At 62.2% G+C, this 21,790-nt stretch carries 21 protein-coding genes; 11 read left to right on the top strand and 10 right to left on the bottom strand.

Annotated features, from left to right (window positions below):
* The first annotated feature begins 37 nt into the window (after positions 1 to 37).
* Entirely contained in the window at positions 38 to 829 is a 792-nt protein-coding gene (locus SIN04_RS01320) for a pentapeptide repeat-containing protein (RefSeq protein WP_134493179.1), read from the top strand.
* A 284-nt stretch (positions 830 to 1,113) separates the two neighbouring features.
* A protein-coding gene (locus tag SIN04_RS01315; protein ID WP_322847426.1) for an IS3 family transposase occupies positions 1,114 to 2,246 on the top strand; the annotation gives its coding sequence in 2 pieces (ribosomal slippage) (positions 1,114 to 1,378 and positions 1,378 to 2,246; 1,134 coding nt in all).
* A 78-nt stretch (positions 2,247 to 2,324) separates the two neighbouring features.
* On the opposite strand, the gene SIN04_RS01310 is transcribed toward SIN04_RS01315, so the two are convergent.
* From SIN04_RS01310 to SIN04_RS01265, 10 genes are all read right to left on the bottom strand, one after another.
* Complete coding sequence (locus tag SIN04_RS01310) at positions 2,325 to 2,948, bottom strand: SAM-dependent methyltransferase (RefSeq protein ID WP_244606046.1); 624 nt, start codon at positions 2,946 to 2,948, stop codon at positions 2,325 to 2,327.
* Between the two features lie 105 nt (positions 2,949 to 3,053).
* The gene (gene cydC, locus SIN04_RS01305) at positions 3,054 to 4,799 is read right to left on the bottom strand and encodes a thiol reductant ABC exporter subunit CydC (protein WP_322847425.1); all 1,746 of its coding nucleotides are present in this window, start codon (positions 4,797 to 4,799) and stop codon (positions 3,054 to 3,056) included.
* Positions 4,796 to 6,571 carry a thiol reductant ABC exporter subunit CydD gene (gene cydD / locus SIN04_RS01300; RefSeq protein WP_134493173.1) on the bottom strand — a complete coding sequence of 592 codons (1,776 nt, stop codon included), beginning with the start codon at positions 6,569 to 6,571 and terminating at the stop codon, positions 4,796 to 4,798. The genes cydC and cydD overlap by 4 nt, the downstream gene beginning before the upstream one ends.
* Before the next feature lie 56 nt (positions 6,572 to 6,627).
* Complete coding sequence (cydX, locus tag SIN04_RS01295; RefSeq protein WP_134493171.1) at positions 6,628 to 6,765, bottom strand: cytochrome bd-I oxidase subunit CydX; 138 nt, start codon at positions 6,763 to 6,765, stop codon at positions 6,628 to 6,630.
* A 15-nt stretch (positions 6,766 to 6,780) separates the two neighbouring features.
* Entirely contained in the window at positions 6,781 to 7,932 is a 1,152-nt protein-coding gene (cydB, locus tag SIN04_RS01290) for a cytochrome d ubiquinol oxidase subunit II (protein ID WP_134493169.1), read from the bottom strand.
* A 19-nt stretch (positions 7,933 to 7,951) separates the two neighbouring features.
* Positions 7,952 to 9,529, bottom strand: a complete 1,578-nt coding sequence (locus tag SIN04_RS01285; RefSeq protein WP_322847424.1) for a cytochrome ubiquinol oxidase subunit I — start codon at positions 9,527 to 9,529, stop codon at positions 7,952 to 7,954.
* Positions 9,530 to 10,164: 635 nt separating this feature from the next.
* A complete protein-coding gene (locus SIN04_RS01280) occupies positions 10,165 to 10,683 on the bottom strand; it encodes a ferritin-like domain-containing protein (RefSeq protein ID WP_244606045.1) in 519 nt (172 codons plus the stop codon).
* Positions 10,684 to 11,043: 360 nt separating this feature from the next.
* Positions 11,044 to 11,550, bottom strand: coding sequence for an Rrf2 family transcriptional regulator (locus tag SIN04_RS01275; protein ID WP_322847423.1), 507 nt, complete (start codon positions 11,548 to 11,550; stop codon positions 11,044 to 11,046).
* Between the two features lie 546 nt (positions 11,551 to 12,096).
* On the bottom strand, positions 12,097 to 12,444 hold the full coding sequence (locus tag SIN04_RS01270; protein WP_134493167.1) for a rhodanese-like domain-containing protein: 348 nt from the start codon (positions 12,442 to 12,444) through the stop codon (positions 12,097 to 12,099).
* A 102-nt stretch (positions 12,445 to 12,546) separates the two neighbouring features.
* Complete coding sequence (locus SIN04_RS01265) at positions 12,547 to 12,855, bottom strand: ArsR/SmtB family transcription factor (protein ID WP_134493165.1); 309 nt, start codon at positions 12,853 to 12,855, stop codon at positions 12,547 to 12,549.
* 61 nt (positions 12,856 to 12,916) lie between these two features.
* On the opposite strand from SIN04_RS01265, the gene SIN04_RS01260 reads away from it, so the two are divergent.
* The 9 genes from SIN04_RS01260 (at position 12,917) to SIN04_RS01220 (ending at position 21,765) form a co-directional block, all read left to right on the top strand.
* On the top strand, positions 12,917 to 13,882 hold the full coding sequence (locus tag SIN04_RS01260; protein WP_134493163.1) for an efflux RND transporter periplasmic adaptor subunit: 966 nt from the start codon (positions 12,917 to 12,919) through the stop codon (positions 13,880 to 13,882).
* Positions 13,879 to 17,142, top strand: coding sequence for an efflux RND transporter permease subunit (locus SIN04_RS01255; protein ID WP_322847422.1), 3,264 nt, complete (start codon positions 13,879 to 13,881; stop codon positions 17,140 to 17,142). Before SIN04_RS01260 ends, SIN04_RS01255 begins: the two co-directional genes overlap by 4 nt.
* Before the next feature lie 116 nt (positions 17,143 to 17,258).
* On the top strand, positions 17,259 to 17,564 hold the full coding sequence (locus tag SIN04_RS01250) for an ArsR/SmtB family transcription factor (RefSeq protein ID WP_134493161.1): 306 nt from the start codon (positions 17,259 to 17,261) through the stop codon (positions 17,562 to 17,564).
* Between the two features lie 16 nt (positions 17,565 to 17,580).
* Positions 17,581 to 17,784: a YgaP family membrane protein gene (locus SIN04_RS01245; RefSeq protein WP_134493159.1), complete on the top strand. Its 204-nt coding sequence runs from the start codon at positions 17,581 to 17,583 to the stop codon at positions 17,782 to 17,784.
* 82 nt (positions 17,785 to 17,866) lie between these two features.
* Positions 17,867 to 19,174, top strand: coding sequence for an NAD(P)/FAD-dependent oxidoreductase (locus SIN04_RS01240; RefSeq protein WP_134493157.1), 1,308 nt, complete (start codon positions 17,867 to 17,869; stop codon positions 19,172 to 19,174).
* 148 nt (positions 19,175 to 19,322) lie between these two features.
* Positions 19,323 to 19,514, top strand: coding sequence for a YgaP family membrane protein (locus SIN04_RS01235; RefSeq protein WP_134493155.1), 192 nt, complete (start codon positions 19,323 to 19,325; stop codon positions 19,512 to 19,514).
* Positions 19,515 to 19,571: 57 nt separating this feature from the next.
* Positions 19,572 to 19,958 (top strand): DUF302 domain-containing protein, encoded by a 387-nt coding sequence (locus tag SIN04_RS01230; protein WP_134493153.1) that lies wholly within the window; start codon positions 19,572 to 19,574, stop codon positions 19,956 to 19,958.
* Positions 19,959 to 20,203: 245 nt separating this feature from the next.
* The gene (locus SIN04_RS01225) at positions 20,204 to 20,866 is read left to right on the top strand and encodes a DsbA family protein (RefSeq protein WP_322847421.1); all 663 of its coding nucleotides are present in this window, start codon (positions 20,204 to 20,206) and stop codon (positions 20,864 to 20,866) included.
* Between the two features lie 104 nt (positions 20,867 to 20,970).
* The gene (locus SIN04_RS01220; protein WP_322847420.1) at positions 20,971 to 21,765 is read left to right on the top strand and encodes a transcriptional initiation protein Tat; all 795 of its coding nucleotides are present in this window, start codon (positions 20,971 to 20,973) and stop codon (positions 21,763 to 21,765) included.
* Positions 21,766 to 21,790 lie beyond the last annotated feature (25 nt).

Genomic DNA, 21,790 nt, shown 5'->3' with positions numbered 1-21,790 from the left:
ACACAAGCAACCGCCGCAACCTCTGGGAGCATCTTCGATGTCCAGTTACAACAGGCCCATTATCGCCGTCGCGCTTGCCCTCGCGCTATTGCCCAGCACGCCGGCGCTGCCGCAAGACATGATGAATCAGGTCGATCTTTCGAGCCCCAAGTACACAACCGCGGAAGCGACGCGCGCGGATGTCGAAGCGGCGCTGCAAGGCGCTAAAGGCCATCCCGCCGACTTTTCGGACAAGAGCCTCAATGGCCTCGACCTTTCAAACCTTGATCTTTCCGGCGTCGATTTCCGCGCCGCGCGTTTGAACAAGACGAATTTCTCCGGCAGCAAACTGGACGGCGCCACACTCGATCAGGTTTTCGCGTTGCAGGCGGATTTTTCCGGCGCGAGCCTCAAGAACGCTCATCTTTTTGCAAGCCAGATGCGCGGGGCGAATTTCGACGGCGCGGATCTTTCGGGCGCGCGCATCACTGCTGATTTATCCGGCGCGAGCATGCGCAAAACGAAATTCAAGGGAGCCGATCTGTCCGCGGATATGAAAAACCAGTCGATGGGCCTCATTCGCGCGATCTTGAAATCAGCTGACTTGACCGGCGCCGATTTCGAGGAAGCCAACCTCGCGCGCGACGATCTGCAGTTCGCGAAGTTCACGGACTCCAATTTGAGCCGCGCCTCACTCAGTCGCGCCGACGCCAGCGGCGCGGATTTCCGGGGCGCCATTCTCGATCATACCAATTTCAGCGACACCGACATCAGTTCAGCGCGGATTGATAAAGCGCAAGAAAAAGCTTTCGCCGGCGCCAAGAATTCTGCGCGCGCTTTGAAAGAGTAATGGCTTTGCGGCTCCCCCGGGGCTGACTGCCTGCCGCGCGAGCTCCGGGCATCTTGTTGGAGCAAGGCCTGGTCCGCCAAGACGCAGCACCAGACGTCCGCCTCGTGCGACAATCCCTGCGCTTCAGCAGACGCTATTTGCGTGCGACAAAGTCGATCAGTGCGGACATGCCCTTATGGCCGGTTCCCTCGCTGATCTCAGAGCTGGCTCGGGGAATCTGGACGGATCGATAAGTAGCTTTTCCGCCTGACAGCGGCGATGATCGTCGCGCATCAGGAGAGATTATGACCAAACGACCGCGCCGGAACCACACGCCAGGTTTCAAGGCCAAAGTGGCTCTAGCCGCCCTGAAGGGCGAGAAGACGCTGACTGAGCTAGCGCAGGACTTTGAGGTTCATCCGAACCAGATCAGGGACTGGAAGTCGCAATTGCTTGAAGGGGCGGCCGGGGTTTTCGGCGCCGACGCCACGAACGTCCAAGCCGCGCCGGTGGATTTGAAGGCGCTTCACGCCAAAATCGGCGAGTTGGCATTGGAAAACGATTTTTTGGAAGGCGCGCTCATCAAGGCCGGCATGCTGAGCGCAAAGCGATGATCGACCGCAATCACGATCTTCCTATCTCCCGTCAGGCCAAGATCCTAAATATCAGTCGCGGCAGCGTCTATTACAAACCTCGCCCGGTATCGGCCGAAGACCTCGCGCTGATGCGCCGCATCGACGAATTGCATCTGGAATTCCCGTTCGCGGGCAGCCGGATGTTGCGGGATTTTCTGAACCGCGAGGGCGTCGCCGCGGGCCGCCGCCATGTCGCCACGCTGATGAAGCGCATGGGCATCGAGGCGATTTATCGCCGGCCAAACACGTCAAAACCCGCGCCAGGTCACAAGATTTACCCGTATTTGCTGCGCGGATTGAAGGTCGATCGCCCGAACCAGGCGTGGGCGATGGACATCACCTACATCTCGATGGCGCGCGGCTTCGTCTATCTCGCCGCGGTCGTCGACTGGTTCAGCCGTCGCGTGCTCAGCCACCGCGTGTCAATCACAATAGAGGCCGATTTCTGCGTCGAAGCGGTGGAGGAGGCGTTGGCGAAGTATGGCAAGCCGGGGATTTTCAATACGGATCAGGGAAGCCAGTTCACCAGCGAGGCGTTCACCAGCGTGCTGATCGCCAACAAGATCGCAATCAGCATGGATGGCAAGGGCGCCTGGCGCGACAATGTTTTCGTCGAGCGCATCTGGAAGTCGGTCAAGTACGAAGAGGTTTATCTGCACGCCTATGACAGCGTCGGCGTGGCGCGCACTTCGATTGCCCGATATCTAAACTTTTACAATCGGCGGCGCCCGCATTCGAGCCTTGACCGACGCACGCCGGACGAGGCTTATTTCGAACCGACGCCCATCTTGGCGGCGGCCTGAATTTTCCGCCGCCGGGTGCTGGATGCGACTGCGGCCGGGCTTCGCCCTCCCTGCGTCACACCCAACACCCGGCGCCCTCTAACGAAAGCAACCCGGCGGAACGCCACTTATCTTTCGCGGAAAACTGTTTAGACAACCCGAGCCAGCTCTCTCCGCGTCATATTCCGCGATCTTGAGGATCGTCATGTCGCCGAACGCTTCGCGCAGCATCGCGGCCGTATAGAGATTCTCTCGTTGTGGGGGACCGCCCGTCTTGTAGCCGAGCTGTTCCGGCCGATAGCCTTGTAGCAGCAGCAGGCCGCCAGGCTTCAGAACGTCGTTGATGCGATGGAAGATGATTTCGCGGAATGGCGGCGCCGCAAACTGGATGAAGATTGCGGCCACGAGATCAAACCGCGGCGCGCCCCAATTCCACGCTGCGAGATCGCAACATTCGGTCTGTAACGTCACGCCGGCTTCGGCTGCGAGTTTACGGGCCTTCGCCAGAGCTGCTTCTGAAAAGTCGATCGACAAAACATCAAGCCCCTGGCGCGCAAGCCAGACGCCATTGCGCCCCTCCCCGTCCGCGACTGCGAGAGCTCGCTGGCCCGGCTTCAGTAGGTCGCGTTGTGAAACGAGAAACGCGTTCGGCGCAGTCCCAAACACGTAATCCTCGGACGCGTATCGTGCATTCCAACGCTCAATCTCTTGATTGTCACTCATGCAATAGCCTTTCGAATGCGATCAAGCTCCCATTGCCCGCCCTGAGAACAGGGCGAAGAATTCTTAAGGTCCGCCACCGAGGCCCCGGCTTCAAGCGGCGCCTGATTACGGGTGGCCGATGGTTTCGTCGATCCGGTCGAACAGGCGGCGGAAGGCGCCGTCGCGCTCGGACAGCTCGTCGAAGCGGCCGCGCTCGACGATACGGCCGGCTTCGATGACGATGATCTCGTCCATGCGCTCGATGGCGGAGAATCGATGGGTGAGGAGAATGAGCGTGCGGCCAACATTTCGGGCAAGGAGCGCGTCGAAGAGATCGTTCTCGGTTTCTGCGTCGAGACCTTCGCTCGGCTCGTCCAGCACGAGGATCGGGCTCGCGGCGAGAAGAGCGCGGGCGATGGCGAGACGGCGCGCTTCGCCGCCGGAAAGGCGCGCGCCGGCGATGCCAACCGGGGTGTCAAACCCCTGCGGCAGCGCTTCGATCGACGAAAGCAGGCAGGCCGCGGCGGCGGCGTCGCGCAGCTCCGCGTCGCTGGCGCCGGGGCGGGCGAGGCGCAGATTGTCTGCGATCGTCGCCGTGAAGAGATGAGCGTTCTGTGGGACGACAGCGATCCGTTCGCGCACGGCCTCGCCCGAGAGCTGGTCGATTGGCGCGCCGCCCAGACGGATCTGTCCTGAGGTCGGGTTGCGGAAGCGGACGAGGAGATCGACGAGGCTTGATTTGCCGGCGCCGCTCGATCCGACGATCGCGACGCGCGCGCCTTCCGGAATGCAAAGATCAATGTCGGCAAGGGCCGGCCGGGAGGCCCCCGGATAGGTCAGGCCGACCCGCGTGAATTCCAGATCGAACCGGGCCGGCGGATTCTGCGGCTTCGCTGGATCGACGACGATGGGCTGGCGATCGACGAGAGCGAAGATCCGGCGGGCGGATGCAAGCGTGCCGGCAAGACCCGTGAAGGCGGCGGGAACACCGTTGAAGGCCTCGAAGGCGGCAAGCGCCAGAAGCGTCGCCATGGTGAGGTCCGGTCCGCTCATGCGGCCGCTCGAAACAAGCGGAATGCCAATCAAGAGGGCGGCTCCAGCGGCAAGATCGCCTGCGAGCGCGACGCCGCTCTGTCCGAAGCCGGTCGATCGGGCGAGCCGCGCCTCCTCTGCGATGAGATCGCCGTAGCGTCGATCGAGAGCGTCGAACCGTCGGCGGTCCGCGCCGGTCAGCTGCAACAGCGCGAGCCCATCGAGATCGTCGACGATGGACGTGCGGATCTCAGCCGAAATCTCGGCGGTTCGGCGACCGGCGCCGCGTCCGGCGAAGGCGGCGACGAAGGGAAGGATGAGCCCGGCGACGAGCAAGGCGGCGCCGACGGCGGCGGCCAGACGCCCGTCGTGGCGAGCCAGCGTCAGGATGACCACAATCGAGGAGAGCGCCGCCACAGCGAGCGGCGCGAGAAGCCGCAAAAACACCAGTTCGAGCCGATCGACGTCTCCCTTCAGCCGGGCCATAAGATCGCCCGAGCGGAAGTCGGAGAGCGCGCCCGGCGCCAGCGGTTCAAGATGGGCGAAGAGCCAGCCGCGGGACGTCGCCAGCAGGCGGAAGGTCGCCTCATGACTAATGAGCCGATCGAGATAACGCCCGCCGGTTCGCAGGATCGCAAAGGCCCGGATGACCGCAGCCGGCGTGAAGTAATTGAAGCTCTGCGCGACGACGCCTGCGAGCGCCATCGCCGTGATGAACCAGCCGGAGGCCGCCATCAGTCCGATATTGGCGAGCGTCGCCGCCAGGGACGCCGCGATCGACAAGGCAATCCAGCCCGCGTAGGGGCGATAGAGGCGAAGAAGGCGGATCAGATCGTTCACGCCGCGCACCTGCCGTCGCGAGGGGCCGATGATTTCATTGCGCCCCGCGCTCTTTGGGTCATGCGCGCGTAAAGGCCTCCCGCCGCCGCGAGTTCGTCGTGGCGGCCGTCCTCGACGATTCGGCCATCGGCGAGCACCAGGATACGGTCGGCGCGGCGCACGGTCGCAAGCCGGTGAGCGATCGAGATCATCGTGCGCCCCCTGGCCAGATCGGCGATGGCCTCGTTGACGAGACGTTCGGTCGGGGGATCGAGATGGGCCGTCGGTTCATCGAAGAGGACGAGCGGCGCCGGCCGGAAGAAGGCGCGGGCGAGCGCGATGCGCTGCGCTTCGCCGCCGGAAAGTCCCTCGCCGCGTTCGCCGAGCCGGGTCTGGCGCCCGTCCGGCAGCCGGGCGATGAAATCATCGGCGCGCGCGGCGGTGAGCGCGGCGGCGATTGCGGCGTCGAACTCGCCGTTGGCGGCGGCGCGTCCCATCGTTATGTTGTCGTCGAGCGTGCCGTCGAAGAGGTGCGGCCGCTGCGGCACATAGGCGATGAGGCTTCGCCAGGCCGCGAGGTCGAGTTCGCCGATCGGCGCGCCTTCGACGAGAACGCGGCCGGACCTCGCCTCGACGAAACCGAGAAGGAGCGCCAAAAGCGTGCTCTTGCCCGCCCCGCTCGGGCCGACGATGGCGATGTGTTCGCCGCTCGCGATGTCGAGGTTGACGTCTTTCAGAGCATGATGGCCGTCAGCATAAGCGACATGCACGTCCTCGAAACGCAGGGCGACGGCTGGCCGCGGTGCCAGCTGGCGATTGCCGGGCGCTGCGGCCGGCCTTGGCCGGTCGAGCAAATCGACAAGCCGCTCGGCCGCGGCGATCGCCTCCATGCGAGCGTGACGCTGGGCGCCCATCGTGCGCAGCGGCGCATAGAATTCTGGCGCCAGCAGAAGGATGAAGAAGCCCGCGCGGAAATCCATCTCGCCCCACATCAGGCGAAATCCGATCAACACCGCAACGAGCGCGATCGACACCGTCGCGAAGAATTCAAGCACAAGGGCCGACAGGAAGGCGAGGCGCAGCACAGACATAGTATCGCGCCGATAGCCGTCAGCCATGCGCGCGACTATGCCGATCTCGCGCTTCGAGGCCCTGAGCAGCTTCAGATCGGCGAGCCCCTGGACGGCGTCAAGGAGATGGCCGCCAAGTCGGGCCAGATTTCTCCATTGGCGTTGATTGGCCTGCTCCGCGCCCTTGCCGACAAGCGCCATGAAGACGACGATGAGCGGCGCCGTGGCGATGAGGATAACGCCCGAAAGCCAGTCGAGGGGCGCGACGATGAGCAGGATCGCCAGCGGCATGATTGCTGTTGTCGCCATGGCGGGGATCCAGCGCCGCCAATATGGTTCAATGGCCGTCACCGCATCGGTCAGCGTCGTCACAAGGTCTCCGGTCGGCGTCCCCGCAAGCCGCACCGGTCCCAATATTCCGATCTCTGCGAGCAGGCGGCCGAAGAGATGGCGGCGCACCCGGGCGGCGGCGTGGAAGCCTGCCTGATCAGCGACGAAGGCGACGGCGGCGCGGACGAAATAGAGAATGAAGAGGAACGCGATGCGCCCGGATACAGCGGCAAGGTCAGCCGAGTGAAAGACCACCGCATCGATGACGCCGGAAATAATCCACGCGACCACGACGGCGAGGAGGCCGTGCGCGACGCCTGACGCGAGGCAGAGCGGCAGCGCGCCCGCAGCTATAGCACGGGTCGATTTCAGAAGCCCGGCAGCGTCCGTCATGTCTTACCCGCTCCCGTCAATCGCGGCGGCGCCGGGCTAGGAAATGCGCCAATCATTCATTCCACGGGAGCCCGCTCCGGCTCCGCGGCGGCGCCGTTTCCATCGAGATTATCCTGGAATTCATACCACATCACGTTGATAACCCCGATTGCGATCGCGGCGGTAACGCCGAGGATCCAGGTGAAATACCACATTCTGCGTCTCCTCTTTCAGTAGGCGGAGTGGGAGCGGCTTTCGATCTCGGCGGCCGTCACTTTGCCCCACATGCGGGCGTAGCACCACACGGTGTAGGCGAGAACCATAGGCAGGAGGATCACGACGGCCCAGAACATCACGGTCAGGGTCAAATGACTCGAGGCTGCGTCCCAGATCGTAAGGCTCGACTTCAGATCTATGCTCGACGGCATCACAAAAGGGAACATCGACAGACCTGCCGAACCGATGACGCCAACCATGCCAAGCGCGCTGGTGACGAAGGCGAGACCGGGGCGGCCGGCTTTCGCGAGGAGCGCCGTAGCAAGCGGTCCGCAAAGACCAAGAGCCGGCGCGATCAGAGCGACAGGCATGCGGCGATAAATGTCGAACCAGGCATGGGCGTCGCGCACCACCTGCTTTGCGAGCGGGTTCGGAAAGGCGCCGTGCGGCGGCGCCGAGACGATGCGATATCCGTCGACGCCGAACCACAGCCAGACGCCGGCCGCGGCGAAGGCGATGGTGACGAGAGGCGCAAGGCCCATGGCGATCCCCCGCGCCCGCGCGGCCACCGGATCGGCGGTGCGCAGTTGCAGCCACACGGCGCCATGCACCACGAGCATGGTCAGGCTGATGACCCCGGCGAGCAAGGCGAAAGGGTTGAGGAGCGGCAGCAAGGCAGTCAGGAGCGAACCCTGATAATGCGAGCGCAACAGGTCGTCGAGGTAGAACGGCACGCCCTGCAGGAGATTGCCGAAGGCGACGCCGAAGATCAGCGCGGGAATGGCGCCGCCGGCGAAGAGCCCCCAGTCCCAGATGTTTCTCCAGGTAGGATTCTCGATTTTGGACCGGTAGTCAAAGCCGACAGGCCTGAAGAACAGGGCGAATAGCACCAGCAGCATCGCCATGTAGAAGCCGGAAAAGGCAGCGGCGTAGACCGCCGGCCAGGCGGCGAAAAGGGCGCCGCCCGCGGTGATGAACCAGACCTGATTGCCGTCCCAATGCGGGCCGATGGTGTTGATGGCGATGCGCCGTTCGGTGTCGGTCCTGGCGACGAAGGGCAACAGGCTGCCGACCCCCATATCCATGCCGTCCGTGATGGCGAAGCCCATCAGCAGCGCGCCGACAAGCATCCACCAGATGAATCTCAGCGTTTCATAGTCGAACATGATCCTGCCCTCACATCGTTCATTCGGCCGGAAGAGCGCTGGGGCGATGCTTGCGCTCAAAGTGATAGCGCCCTAGCCCGAGCGAACTCGGTCCGAGCCTCACGAACTTCACCATCAAAAAGACCTCGATCGCCAACAGCACCGTGTAGAAGCCGATGAAACCGGCCAGCGAGAAGATCAGATCGCCGGAGGTGAGGCTCGATGTGCCGAGGAAGGTCGGCAACACCTCACCGATGGCCCAGGGCTGGCGGCCGAATTCGGCGACGAACCAGCCAGATTCATTGGCTATCCAGGGCGCCGGAATAGCGATGACCGCAAGCCAGAGACACCAGCGGTTCTGCTCGAGGCGCTTGCGGGCGTTGAGCCAGAACCCGGCGGCGAAGATGAAGAGCATGCTGAAGCCGAGGCCAACCATGACTCTGAAAGCCCAGAACAGCGGCCAGACGGTCGGAATGGTGCTCTCGGCCGCGGCGCGGACGTCCGCCTCAGTCGCATTCGCAGGATCATCCGTGAATTGCTTTAGCAGCAGGCCGTAGCCGACATCCTTTGCATGCGCGTCGAAGGTTGCGCGGGTCTGCGGACTGGCGTCGCCGGCGCGAATCTTCTGCAATGCGCCATAGGCGATCTGTCCCGACCGGATGCGCGCCTCGTGCTGGACTTTCAGATCGAGAAGCCCTGTCACCTCGGTGTCGGTGGAGTGCGTCGCGATAAGGCCCAGCGCCCACGGGATCTGAACTTTGAACTTCGTTTCCTTGGCGTCCTGGCTGGGGAAGCCGAAGAGCGTGAAGGCGGCGGGCGCGGGCTCGGTATGCCATTCGGCCTCGATCGCTGCGAGCTTCACCTTCTGGACGTCGCCGAGTTCATAGCCGCTCGCGTCGCCGAGAACGAGGACCGACAGCGAGGAAGCGAGGCCAAAGCCGACAGCGACGGCGAAGGAGCGCCGCGCGAAAGGCAGATCCCGGCCCTTGAGGATGTACCATGAGGAGATGCCGAGGACGAACATCGAGCCCGTGACATAGCCGGCGGCGACGGCGTGGACAAACTTCACCTGGGCGACCGGGTTGAAGAACACCTCCGAGAAGCTTTGCATCTCCATGCGCATCGTTTCGGGCCGGAACACCGAGCCTACCGGGTTCTGCATCCAGCCGTTGGCGACGAGAATCCACAACGCTGAGAGGTTGGAGCCGAACGCCATGAAAAAGGTCACCGCCAGATGCTGGCGCCTCGATAGCTTGTCCCACCCGAGGAAGAACAGGCCGATGAAGGTCGACTCGAGGAAGAAGGCCATCAGGCCTTCAATCGCCAGCGGCGCTCCGAACACGTCGCCGACATAGTGTGAATAGTAGGACCAGTTGGTGCCGAACTGGAACTCCATCGTAAGGCCCGTCGCGACGCCAAGTGCGAAGTTGATGCCAAACAACTTGCCCCAGAACTGGGTCATGTCCCTGTAGATCACTTTGCCGGTCATCACATAGACCGTCTCCATGATGACCAGAAGCCACGAGAGCCCGAGGGTCAAAGGCACGAAGAGAAAGTGATAAAGCGCCGTCGCGGCGAACTGCCATCGCGACAACTCCACGAACGTCTGATCGATCATGATGGCTGACATCCTCTCGATGGGCCGAAGCCCCGGGCTAAAGATCCGGGGCGCCTGGAGGCGCCCTGAACCTCAAACATATTTTTCTAATATACGAGCAAACATCTATTTCATATCGAAGATACGAGTCATTGATGCGGACCGGCCAATGGCGCCGGCGTGGAACGCTCGAACGGCCTGGCTCTGACATCGGCAGCACACACAAGCCTTTGTTTAAATTTATAAAGTGACCGCGACATAAGCCCACCGAGATCGCGGGCGCATAGCGGGATCACGCCCAAGGCGGCGATTCGCCGCACCAAACCAATTATACCATACGCACAACGGGCGGGCGCGCTACATCCTTGTTGAGACACGCCCCTTTGGTCCGCTCGTTTTTGTTCAGGGGAACATGACGGCAAAGACATATTTCATACACAAATGAAAGGCGCGCTTGCGGTGTGAGGAAGAGGAATAAGTCCGGGCGCTTGCGCGCGCAAAAGCAGCCAGTCGCGCGGCGTCGGAGCGGCCCGCGCGTTGAACGCGCGTGGCGGCGGACATGGGAATTCTAGAGGCGTAGGAATTGTAGGAAGGAAAAAGGAATATGCGTCGTCACCGCGAAACGATTCCCGCCGGCGCGCGACGACGCCGCTGCGTCAGCCTCGCGCGGCGCACCGCTGGAACGCCGGCAGGTGGCGGTCGCGCGATGCTTGCATCAGGCGATTGAAGACGCTTTCGATCGCCTGGTAGCCGGCGACGCGCGGAAGAAGCTTATCCTCATAGAGGCTGACATTCTCGATTTCAGCCTGCGCCGCGATTTCGCAGGCGCAGGCGAGCGCGGCCGGAACCGACCGCCGGATCTCCTCACTGCCCGCATGCCGGTCGGACGGGACCGGAACGGCGTAGGCCGCGAGGACGCGCTCCAGCGCAGCCGCGTGACGGCTCTCCGCCTCAACGATATGGCTGAACGGCTTCGCGCCGGGAAAGCGCTCGAGAATAGCCCGGTAGAAGGCGCGCGCGTGATACTCATCCTCCAGCGCCTCAATGACCGCGCTTCGGGCCGCCGGCGACAACGGGCTCGCAATATCGTGGGGAGCTGTGACGCTGGCGCAGCCTTGCGCGCGACGACCGCCGCGGCCATTGCCGCCGCAACTCGATTCGATGTGATGTTGCATGTTGGATTCTCCCATGCAGAATGGAAAAGCCAGTCCACAGGCCGGGCGAAGGCTTCATCGTGAGCCGGACATATGTGGCGTTGTGACGACAGCCGCGACCGCGATCATCGGCGACCGGCGAACTCTCTTGTAATCACACAAAGTTATATCGTCAATATATCTTTGGAGATCCGGCCGGTGCAAATGAACTCTGCGACGAATGGGCGCTGCGCGATCTCATGACGTGCGGCGGCGACAGATCTGTCCTTTTATGCTGCAAATCGCGCGGATTCTCGGGCTGGACGGATCGCCCCGGACGGCGCCGATTGCGCGCCGGCTACAAGGTCGCCTATGCGAGCATTCGGGTGGAGCCGGCGTCGCTCATCTTGGCTGAGCTGGCGCTGGGCGAACGGTTGGCCCGACGACGCCCGGGACCCGCCCCGAGGCGGGCGGGAGCTGCAAGTCAAGCACAGTGAGGAGATCGTTGCCGTTGGTGGTGATATCGGCCAATGTGATGCCGTCGAGAACTGCGAGGAAGGCCTCCAGCGCCCGTCGCAAAGCGATGCTCAGCTTGCACTTCTCGATGAGCGGACAAGTGTTGGTGTCCGCGTCGAAGCACTCAACGAGTTCGAATCCCTCTTCCGTGCGCCGGATCACTTCACCGAGCCGGATGGCGTTGGCCGGCCGCGCCAGGCGAAAGCCGCCCTTGTTGCCACGCACGGTCTCCAAATACCCCCAGGTTCCAAGCTGGTGCGCGCACTTGACCAGATGCGCCTTCGAGACGCCAAATCCGATGGCGACGTCCTGGATCGTCGTCAGATCGGGCGACCGGGCCGCGGCGACCATGAGCACGCGCAAGCAGTAGTTGGAGTAGCTCGTCAGTTTCATAGATGTCGCCGCTTAAACAGTTGATGCGTTTTTCTCGGAATGGATCGTGCTCGCCGCTCACGCCGAAGGGCCGGACCGGGACGTCTTCGCGTTTTGTTCCGTCAAGGTCGCTGCGATCCTTCGCCGTTCGTTAGGCCGGCTCGAATTGGTAGCAGGATGATTGGCTGGGTGTCACGGCGCATTTTTGCGCAAGACAACCGATGCAGTCATGTCGGTGGTTGCGTGTCTGAGCTTTGGATCAGCTTCGCCAGAAACGCAGCGTGACGGAAACGCGCCCAAGGCGCCTCAACGCGGCGTACTTCAAGATAAGGCCGTCGGACCGCCGCGGCAAGACGGCCGGGGCATCCATGGCGCGGTCGACCTCAAGGGGCAGACATTATGATGGCCTGTTCCGCGCAATGCGGGATTTCGCAGCCGCCAAGGGCTTTCCGCAGGGGTCCACGACCGCGGAGCCCGCGCAAATTTCCTCGCTGAGCAGCGGCGCGAAACAAGGCGCCGGAACACGCTCGCCGGCGCCGAGGCTCATTCCTTGCGGACGAGCTTTCGTTACTTCTTCACGACTTCTCCGCCACGCGCATGCCAACCAAGAGTGCCGCCGGGGTAATGGCAGACATCCTGACGACCGCTCGCGAGAGCTTGCCGCAAAGCGGTCGACGAACGCCCGCCGGATTTGCACACGAGCACGACGGGCTTTCCGGACGGCAGATGCTTGGCGTCAAAGCGCGACAAAGGATGGTTGACGGCGCCAGGGATGTGGCCCGCGGAATACTCATGGGGCTCGCGAACGTCGACGAGGACGCAGGCGCCGCCTTTTAGCGCCTCCTTGAGGGCCTCGTGCTCTATGGTTGTCGCATCGGGGCCCGTCGGGCGCTTGGCAAATAAACCTGAGAACATCAAAATACTCCTTTGAGCGGGGTCAGGCAGACTATGATTTCGCGTCCGCCGCCTTTGTCCGGTGCAGGTCACGACAGCGAGGCGACGCACATGATCGAGGTCTCATCCTTGGCGCCCCGGCGCGCAGAACAGGTCGTAAAGCAGCGCGATGACCTCGTTGGCCTCCTTGCTCGCCAGCGAATAATAGATCATCTGGGACTCGCGCCGCGTCGTGACGAGCTCGTCCTCGCGCAGCCGGGCAAGATGCTGCGACAAAGCGGACTGGCTGAGGCCGATCGCTCCATGCAGCACGCCAACCGACTGCTCGCCTTTGTGCAGCTCGCAAAGGATCATAAGCCGATGGCGATTGGCGAGCGCCTTGAGGAAGATCTCGGCGTTGCCGGCCCGCGATGCAAGTTCATCTAAATTCATTGTTGCTAAATTAGATTTATCTGTTTTATGTGTCAAGCGTTCTCTTTCGCGAGTTCCTCTCATGCGTTTTGCCTTTGTCCTGCTCTCCGCCGCCGTTCTCGCCTCTCAGGCGTCAGCGGATGAGTTTACAGTTCATTCACGCGAAGTCGACGATCGCAAGGCGGTGATCGCGACTGTCGAGCCTGTCCACTTGCTGGCGGCGCGCGCGCGCATCGGCGGCACGATCGTCCGCCTCACAGTGAAAGAAGGGGACCGGATCGCGGACGGAGCCGAGGTGGCGACGGTCGTCGATGAGAAGCTCGCGCTGCAGATGCAGGCGCTCGATTCGCGCATCAAATCGCAGCAGGCGCAGCGCGATCAGGCGCAGATCGATTTCGACAGGGCGCTGGAGCTGAAGCGTCGCGGCGTCGGCACGCAGATGCAGCTCGATCAGGCGCGCACCGCGCTCGATGTCGCCGAGCGCACCGGCGCCGCCATGCATTCGGATCGCGATGTCATTATGCAGCAGACCGCCGAAGGCGTCGTCCACGCGCCTGGCGCCGGACGCGTATTGACTGTTCCCGTGTCGGAAGGGCGCGTCGTTCTGCCGGGTGAGACGATCGCGACGCTCGCCGAAGACAATTACATCCTGCGGCTTTCCTTGCCGGAAAGGCACGCCCGCTTCATGCGCGCCGGCGACAAGGTGCTGATTGGCGCGCGCGGCGATCAAAACGAATCCAAAGAGACGATGCGGCATGGAAAAGTGCGCCTCGTCTATCCCGAGATCCAGGGCGGGCGAGTCATCGCCGACGTCGATGTCGACGAACTCGGAAACTATTTCGTCGGCGAGCGGACGCGAGTCTATGTAACGACCGGCAAGCGCGACACGTTCATCGTACCCGCCGGTTATGTCTACCGGCGCGCCGGCGTGAACTTCGTCCGCCTCAAGAACAGCGCCGAAATTGTTGTCCAACCCGGCGAGACGACGCCCGAAGGCGTCGAGATTCTCTCTGGCCTTGTCGATGGCGACGTGGTGACGCACCCATGAAATTAGGCATATCCGGCGCGCTTGCGCGCGCTTTCATCACATCGCCGCTGACGCCGCTCCTGCTTCTCGCCGCGCTGATGGTCGGCGGCCTGGCGCTCGTCTCGTTGCCGCGGGAGGAAGATCCGCAGATCAGCGTTCCGATGGTCGACATTCTCATCGAGGCGAACGGCTATAAGGCCGACGAGGCGGTCGAACTCATCACCCGGCCGCTGGAGGACATCATCAAGGGCGTCAACGGCGTCGAGCATGTCTATTCGCAGACAGAGGACGACAGGGTCGTCGTCACCGCGCGTTTCTTCGTCGGCACGGACGAGGATACGGCGGCGCTTCGCATCCATGAAAAAATCCGCGCCAACATCGGAGAGTTGCCAAAAGGCATTCCAGAGCCGCTGATTATCGGTCGCGGCATCGACGACGTGGCCACCGTCGTCCTCTCGCTCGCCGCCAAGCCGGAGCATGCAGATCGCTGGACCGACAATGGTCTCTATCAGATCGCCGATGAATTGCGGCACGAACTGGCGAAGGTCGAGAATGTCCGCTTCAGCTATATTGTCGGCGGCAGCCCTAATCAGATCCGGGTGGAGCCGGACCCGGAGCGGCTTTCCCTTTACGGAATAACCCTCGCGCAGCTCACGCAAAAGCTGACCAACGCCAACCGCGCCTTCCTCGCCGGCAATTTGCGGGAGAAGGACCGCGCTCTCCCCGCTGTCGCCGGACAGACGCTGCAAGGCGTCCCCGACATCGGCCTCCTGCTGCTCACCTCGCGCGCTGGCCGTCCTGTCTACGTCAAGGACGTCGCCGATGTCCGCGTCGGCGCGGCCGAACTCGACCGCAGCGCATGGACCATGACGCGCGCCGCAAACGGCGAGCTCGACAAAAGGCCGACGGTCAGCATCGCCATTTCGAAGCGCAAGGGCGCTAACGCGGTCGTCGTCGCGCGCGACATTCTCGCCCGCATGGACATCGTAAAGGGGCGGATCGTCCCGGAGGACATCGACGTTACGGTGAGCCGGAACTACGGCGAGACGGCAAGCGAGAAGGCGGACGAACTTCTCTTCCATCTCGGGCTCGCCACCGTCTCGATCGTGGCGCTCATTACGCTTACAATCGGCTGGCGCGAGGGCGTCGTCGTTTTCGTCATCATCCCGACGACAATCCTGCTGACGCTCTTTGCCTCATGGCTGATGGGCTACACAATCAACCGCGTCAGCCTCTTCGCGCTCATCTTTTCGATTGGCATTCTCGTCGACGACGCGATCGTGGTGGTCGAGAATATTGTCCGGCACTGGCATATGCGCGGCGAGCGCAGCCTGGTCGACACGGCGATCGAAGCGATTTCGGAAGTCGGCAACCCGACCATCATCGCAACTCTGACGATCGTCGCCGCGCTGCTGCCGATGATGTTCGTCAGCGGCCTGATGGGCCCCTACATGAGCCCCATTCCGGCGAACGCCTCAATGGCGATGCTGTTCTCCTATTTCGTCGCCATGACCATCACGCCGTGGCTGCTTTTGAAGATTGCGCGCAGGCGCTTTGAAACCGTGCGCGGCGGGGACGCCGGACATCACGACGTCGGAGCGATGGGCCGCTTCTACGCGCGCGTCGCGCGGCCATTGCTCACCGGCCGTATCCGCTCGAAGCTCTTTCTTTTGACGATCGGCGTCGCGACGCTCGGTTCGCTCGCGCTTTTCGCCACGAAAGCCGTGCGCGTCAAATTGCTGCCCTTCGATAACAAATCGGAGATTCAGGTCGTCGTCGATCTCGCGCGCGGCGCCTCGCTGGAGACGACGGACCGCACGCTCACAGCCATTGCCGATCGCCTGAAGGACTTGCCCGAGCTGACCTCGATGCAGGCCTATGTCGGAACGGCCGCCCCCTTTAATTTCAACGGTCTCGTGCGTCATTACTATCTGCGCAGAAAGCCGGAGCAGGGCGAGCTCTCCGTCAATCTCGTTCCCAAGGGCGAGCGGGCGCGCGCGAGCCACGCGATCGCGCTCGACATTCGCAAGCGTGTCGAAGGCGTGCCGCTGCCGCCGCACTCTTCGATCAAGGTGGTCGAGGTTCCCCCCGGGCCGCCGGTGTTGTCGACCCTTCTCGCCGAGGTCTATGGACCGGACGCGCCCGCGCGGCGCGAACTCGCCGCGAAGATCCGCAAGGCGTTCGAGACGGTCGATTTCGTCGTCGATGTTGACGACAGCTTTGGCGTTCGCAACGAACGCGTACGCTTTTCGATCGATCAGGAGGCGCTCGAATATCATGGCGTCGAGGAGCAGGCCGTGTATGACACGCTCGGCGCGATCCTCGGCGGGGTAAAGATCGGCTATTCGCAGCGCGGCAGCGGACTGAAGCCGATCGACATCACTGTGGCTTTGCCGCGATCCTCTCTGGCGCTGAATGAACGCCTGCTTTCGACGCCCCTGCCCGCTGGCGGGACGCCGCGCCAGGGCGCCAATGTGGAGCTCGGCGACGTGGTGCGCGTGACCCGCGAGCCGGCCTCCTACCCGATCTTCCGGCACAACGGACGTTTCGCAGAAATGGTGACCGCTGACGTCGCGGGCCGCTTCGAGGCGCCAGTCTATGGCATGCTCGCTGTCGAGGACGCGCTGAAGCAAATCGACTGGGGCGCCGCCGGGCCGCCGACGATCAAATATCACGGCCAACCGGTCGACGATACGAAGCCGACGCTGCTTTGGGACGGGGAATGGGAAGTCACTTACGTGACCTTCCGCGACATGGGCGCCGCTTTCATGGTGGCGATACTCGGCATTTATTTGCTCGTCGTCGCGCAGTTCGGCTCGTTCAAGCTGCCGCTCGTCATCCTTATCCCGGTGCCGCTGACGTTGATCGGCATCGTCCTCGGGCATTGGATGCTGAACGCGGCGTTCACGGCGACCTCCCTCATCGGCTTCATCGCGCTTGCCGGCATCATCGTGCGCAACTCGATCCTGCTGGTTGATTTCATCCGTCACCAGCGCGCCACTGGCGTGACGCTGCGCCGCGCGCTGATCGACGCGGGCGCGATCCGCTTCAAGCCAATTTTCCTTACCGCGGCGGCGGCCATGATCGGCGCTGCGTTCATCTTGAACGACCCGATCTTTCAGGGCCTCGCCATTTCCCTCGTCTTCGGGCTCGCCTCATCGACGGCGCTGACTGTGCTCGTCATCCCGGCGATCTACGTCTGGCTGAGGGAGGATGGAAAAGGCTTCGGCGACGAACCGATGACGCCAGGCGTTCAAACTTCAAAAGAGGCGACACATTGATGAGAGCGAACCCCGCGGACTGCGCGAGAGAGCTTCCGGTCGCCCCACAGCCTTGAAAGTATTTGCGCGAAAGAGAACGCTTGACACATAAAACAGATAAACCTAATTTAGTAAAAATGAATTTAGATGAATTCGCATCGCGGGCCGGCAACGCCGAGACCTTTCTCAAGGCCCTCGCCAATCGTCATCGGCTGATGATCCTTTGCGAGCTGCACAAGGGCGAACAGTCTGTCGGCGTGCTGCATGAGGCGATCGGCCTCAGCCAGTCCGCCCTGTCGCAGCATCTTGCCCGGCTGCGCGAGGATGACCTCGTCAGGACCCGCCGCGAGTCCCAGACGATCTATTATTCGCTGGCGAGCGAGGAAGCGCAGCAGGTGATCGCCCTGCTCTACAACTTGTTCTGCTCGCCGGGATGCAAATGATGAGAGGACCAAAACCATGTCGATTGATCGAGCCGTCTTAGCGTTCGCGGGGACGGTCATTCTTTTGAGCCTTGCGCTGTCGCAATGGCACAGCCCCTACTGGTTGCTGCTCACTGCTTTCGTCGGCGCCAATCTTCTGCAGTCGGCTTTCACCGGCTTTTGCCCGCTCGCGATCATCCTGAAGCGGTTCGGCTTTAGACCGGGATGCGCGTTCGAATAGAGTTGAAGCACAGCGTCGCCCAAAGAGGCGGCCTGAAAAAACAATCCAACAACAAAAAATAGAACCACAAGAAGGAAACGCTATGCCGAAGGTTGTCATCATAGGCGCCGGAATCGCCGGAATTCCGGCGGCGTTCGAGCTGCGCGACTTGCTCGGACGCTCGGCCGACATAACCGTCGTGTCCGATCGCGACTATTTCCAGTTCGTGCCGTCAAATCCCTGGGTCGCCGTTGGATGGCGCCGCCCCGAGGATATCAAGATTTCCTTGCCGGAGGTCTTTGCAAACAGGCGCATCACCTTTTCCTCCGCCGGAGCCAAACGGGTCGTTCCTGACGAGAACAAGATCCTTCTGGGCGATGAAACTTCGCTCGATTATGACTATCTCGTCGTCGCGACCGGTCCGAAACTCGCCTTCGACGAGGTGGAGGGGCTTGGGCCGGAAGGCCACGCCCATTCGATCTGCGCTGTCGATCACGCCGAGGCGGCAGCGAAACGATGGGAGGCCTTTTGCCGCGACCCTGGGCCCATGGTCGTCGGCGCCGTTCAGGGCGCCTCCTGCTTCGGTCCGGCTTACGAATACGCCCTGTGCGCCGTCTCTGAGCTGCGCAAGCGCAAGATCCGGGACAAAGCGCCCATGACCTTCGTGACCTCCGAGCCCTATATCGGACATCTGGGACTGGGCGGCGTCGGCGACACGAAAGGACTGCTGGAATCGGTTCTGCGCGACCGCGACATCAAGTGGATCACCAATTGCAAGATCGAGCGAGTGACTGCCGATGGGGTTGAGGCGACCGAGGTCAACGAGGACGGCAGCGTCAAGCGCACGCACAAGCTCGCTTCAAAGTTCTCGATGTTCCTGCCGTCATTCCGCGGTGTCGACTGCTTCCGGACCGCTGACGGCGGATGGATCGAGGGACTGACCAACCCGCGCGGCTTTATCCTCATTGACAAACATCAACGCAACCCGAAATACCCCAACATCTTCGCCGCTGGCGTCTGCGCCGCCATCCCGCCGGTCGAGCAGACCCCGGTCGCGACAGGAACGCCCAAGACGGGCTACATGATCGAATCCATGGTGACCGCCACAGCGCGCAATATCGCGGATCTCATCGCCAACCGGGAGCCAACGCATGAAGCGACCTGGAATGCCGTCTGTCTCGCCGACTTCGGCGACAGCGGCGTCGCATTCGTGGCCCTGCCGCAGATCCCGCCGCGAAACGTTAACTGGTCGAGCCAGGGCTACTGGGTGCATCTGGCGAAGGTCGGCTTCGAAAAGTACTTCCTGCGCAAGATCCGCACCGGCTCGAGCGAGCCGGGCTACGAGCGCTTCGTCATGAAAACGCTGGGAATCGAGCGATTGAAGCCGGTGGCCTGCCGCCGCGCCTCCTGATGGCGTTATTAAGCGCTAATGAGAAGAATGCCGGCTGGCGGCCCAAGAAGGTCGCGCTACGCGTGATATGCGAATAAGATCCAAGACCATCGCAGCGCCGATTGCGCAATATAGAAGCAGGCTTTGCTTCTCATTCTAGGAGATCCTGATGAATGCGAACGTTGGAACAATTGATCGCACGCTCCGTGTTCTTGTCGGCGCGGTCTTGATCGGTCTTGCCGCCACCGGCACGGTTGGCCTCTGGGGCTACATCGGTGTCATACCGGTCCTGACCGGCCTGTTCAGCTTCTGCCCGGCCTATGCGCTGCTTGGGCTCAACACCTGCGGCCTGAAGAAATAGGACAGCGCGGCCTGCAAACGCTTGCCGGACCGCCTGCTGAACGGAGCGAAGAATATCATGAAATACTACATCAGCCGCAATATCACGGGCACATTTGAGGACGCAATCGGCCGAGTGACCGAGGGACTGAAAGCCGAGGGCTTCGGCATTCTCAGCGATATTGACGTCAGCCAGACGATGAAGGCAAAAATAGGCGTCGACTTCAGACCTTACCGGATTCTTGGCGCGTGCAACCCATCGCTCGCCCATCGAGCGCTCTCGATGGAAGACAAGATCGGGGTCATGCTGCCGTGCAACGTCATCGTACAGCAACACGAAAACGGCGCCGTCGAAGTCGCGGCGATTGATCCTGCGGTATCGATGGAAAGCATAGGCAACCCCGCCCTGACAGAACTTGCAACGCTCGTGCGCGAAAAGCTCGAGCGCGTTGTTTCGGGGCTTTGAGACGTCGCTTCCGCGTTCGCGTCTTCGCTGCGCGTCGCACTGCCCGGCCCGCGCATAGGGCCAAGGCGCGGGCCAGCCGAATTCATTATGATGAGGCGCAATTGCGAAGGCGTATCAACGCCCTGAAGATCAGTTCTCGAGGAGACCCTTCTCCGTCTCGTCGGCTTCACAAGAACTTCAATTGCTTTTTACCCAGAACAGACCGTTTTGGCGGCAGCCGATTTTAACGCCCCGGGATCTGTGGCATGATGCAACAAGCTGGACGCCTGATCGTCGCCATGCTCCTGGCCGGATTCGCCAGCCTGCCGCTCTCTCTTGCTGGGCCAGCCTTCGCGCAAGCAAAGCCTGGCTTGCAGGACATGCTGTTCGATGACCCCGATGCGCCGGTCGCAGGCAATCCGCGCGGGGACATCACGATTGTGGCCTTTTTGGATTACAATTGCCCGTTTTGCCGGCGCTCCACGGCCGACCTCGACAGATATGTCGCCAGCGATCCCAACATCCGCGTCGTCTACAAGGATTGGCCAATCCTTGCGCCTTCATCGGTTGTCGCCGCGCGGGTCGCGCTTGCGGCGAAATGGCAGGATAAATATGTCGAAGTTCATAACGCGCTCATGCGCATGAAGGGCCGCCCCGCGACCCAGAACGAAATCAATCAGGCCGTTCATGCGGCGGGCGCTGATATCGACCGGCTGAACAGGGACCTGGAAGCGCATGCTGATGAGATCGCGGCTCTGCTGAAGCGCAATCTCGCGGAGGCCGACGCCCTGCAATTGGAGGGCACGCCCGTGTTTTTGATCGGACCTTTCAAAGAGCCACAGGCGCTTGACTTCGAAGGGTTCAAACAGGTCGTCTCTGACGCCCGCGATTATTTGAAATCAAAGCCCGCGGCAGGCGCCGGAAAATAGCCTGGCTTATCCAAGGCGCCGCCCCGCTGCGGGCCGGAGGATGTCGCCAATCATGCAATTTCATTCTCAAATTCATAACTCTCGCCCGCGAAGGAAACGGCCTCATGAATAACACGAGCAATCGCCGGGAGGCGCTCATGCTAATGGGCGCCGCTTCCGGGCTCGGACTGGCGGCGATGGGCTCAGCTCCGGTCGAGGCTGAAGCCGCTGCCGGAAATACGCCGGCCGCGCCCGAAGGAACGATGCTGCGCGAATTTGGCGAGCGGCTCGCAAGGGCGCCGCGACGGCGTGATTTCAAGACCGTTCCGATGATCCTCACCGAAGAAGACCAATGGGATCATGACGCCTTGAAGGAGGTCATCAGCTACGGTGGAGCGCGCCGGCAGGTTTGGGACAACACCGACCTCGGAGGACCGTGGCTCAACGTGATGCGCAATTCGCTCAACGCCCAGGTCTGGTCGTTCAAGCACGCAGATTTCCTTGTCGTCTCGGCGACACATGGCAGCGCTCACCTTGCCCTGTTCGAGCAGGAGATGTGGGACAAGTACAAGCTTGCCGATCTGACGGGCGGCAAGTTCAAGACCAACACACTTATCAAGGACAGATCCGCGGCTTTGGCTGACGGCAACGCCTATGAGAATGCGAACGGCGTCTTCTCGGCGGCTAACAATTCTATACCGGCGCTGCAACGGCGCGGCGTCGTTTTCCTCGCCTGCCACAACTCCATCTGGGAGATCGCGGGAAGACTCGTCGAGGCGACGATCAATCCCGACGCGCTGTCTCAGGAAGCCCTCGCCGCGGAGCTCACGAACCACCTTATCTCCGGCGTGGTGGTGACGCCAGGGGCGGCGGCCACGCTTCCAGAGTTGCAAGCGGCTGGATTTCATTACGCCAAATAGGCAGGCCGTCAGGCAAATCATTTCC

The organism is Methylocella tundrae, assembly GCF_038024855.1.
In the GTDB taxonomy this organism is placed as follows: domain Bacteria; phylum Pseudomonadota; class Alphaproteobacteria; order Rhizobiales; family Beijerinckiaceae; genus Methylocapsa; species Methylocapsa tundrae.
Note: the sequence above shows the minus strand (reverse complement) of the source record. Positions and strands in the feature narration are given on the sequence as shown.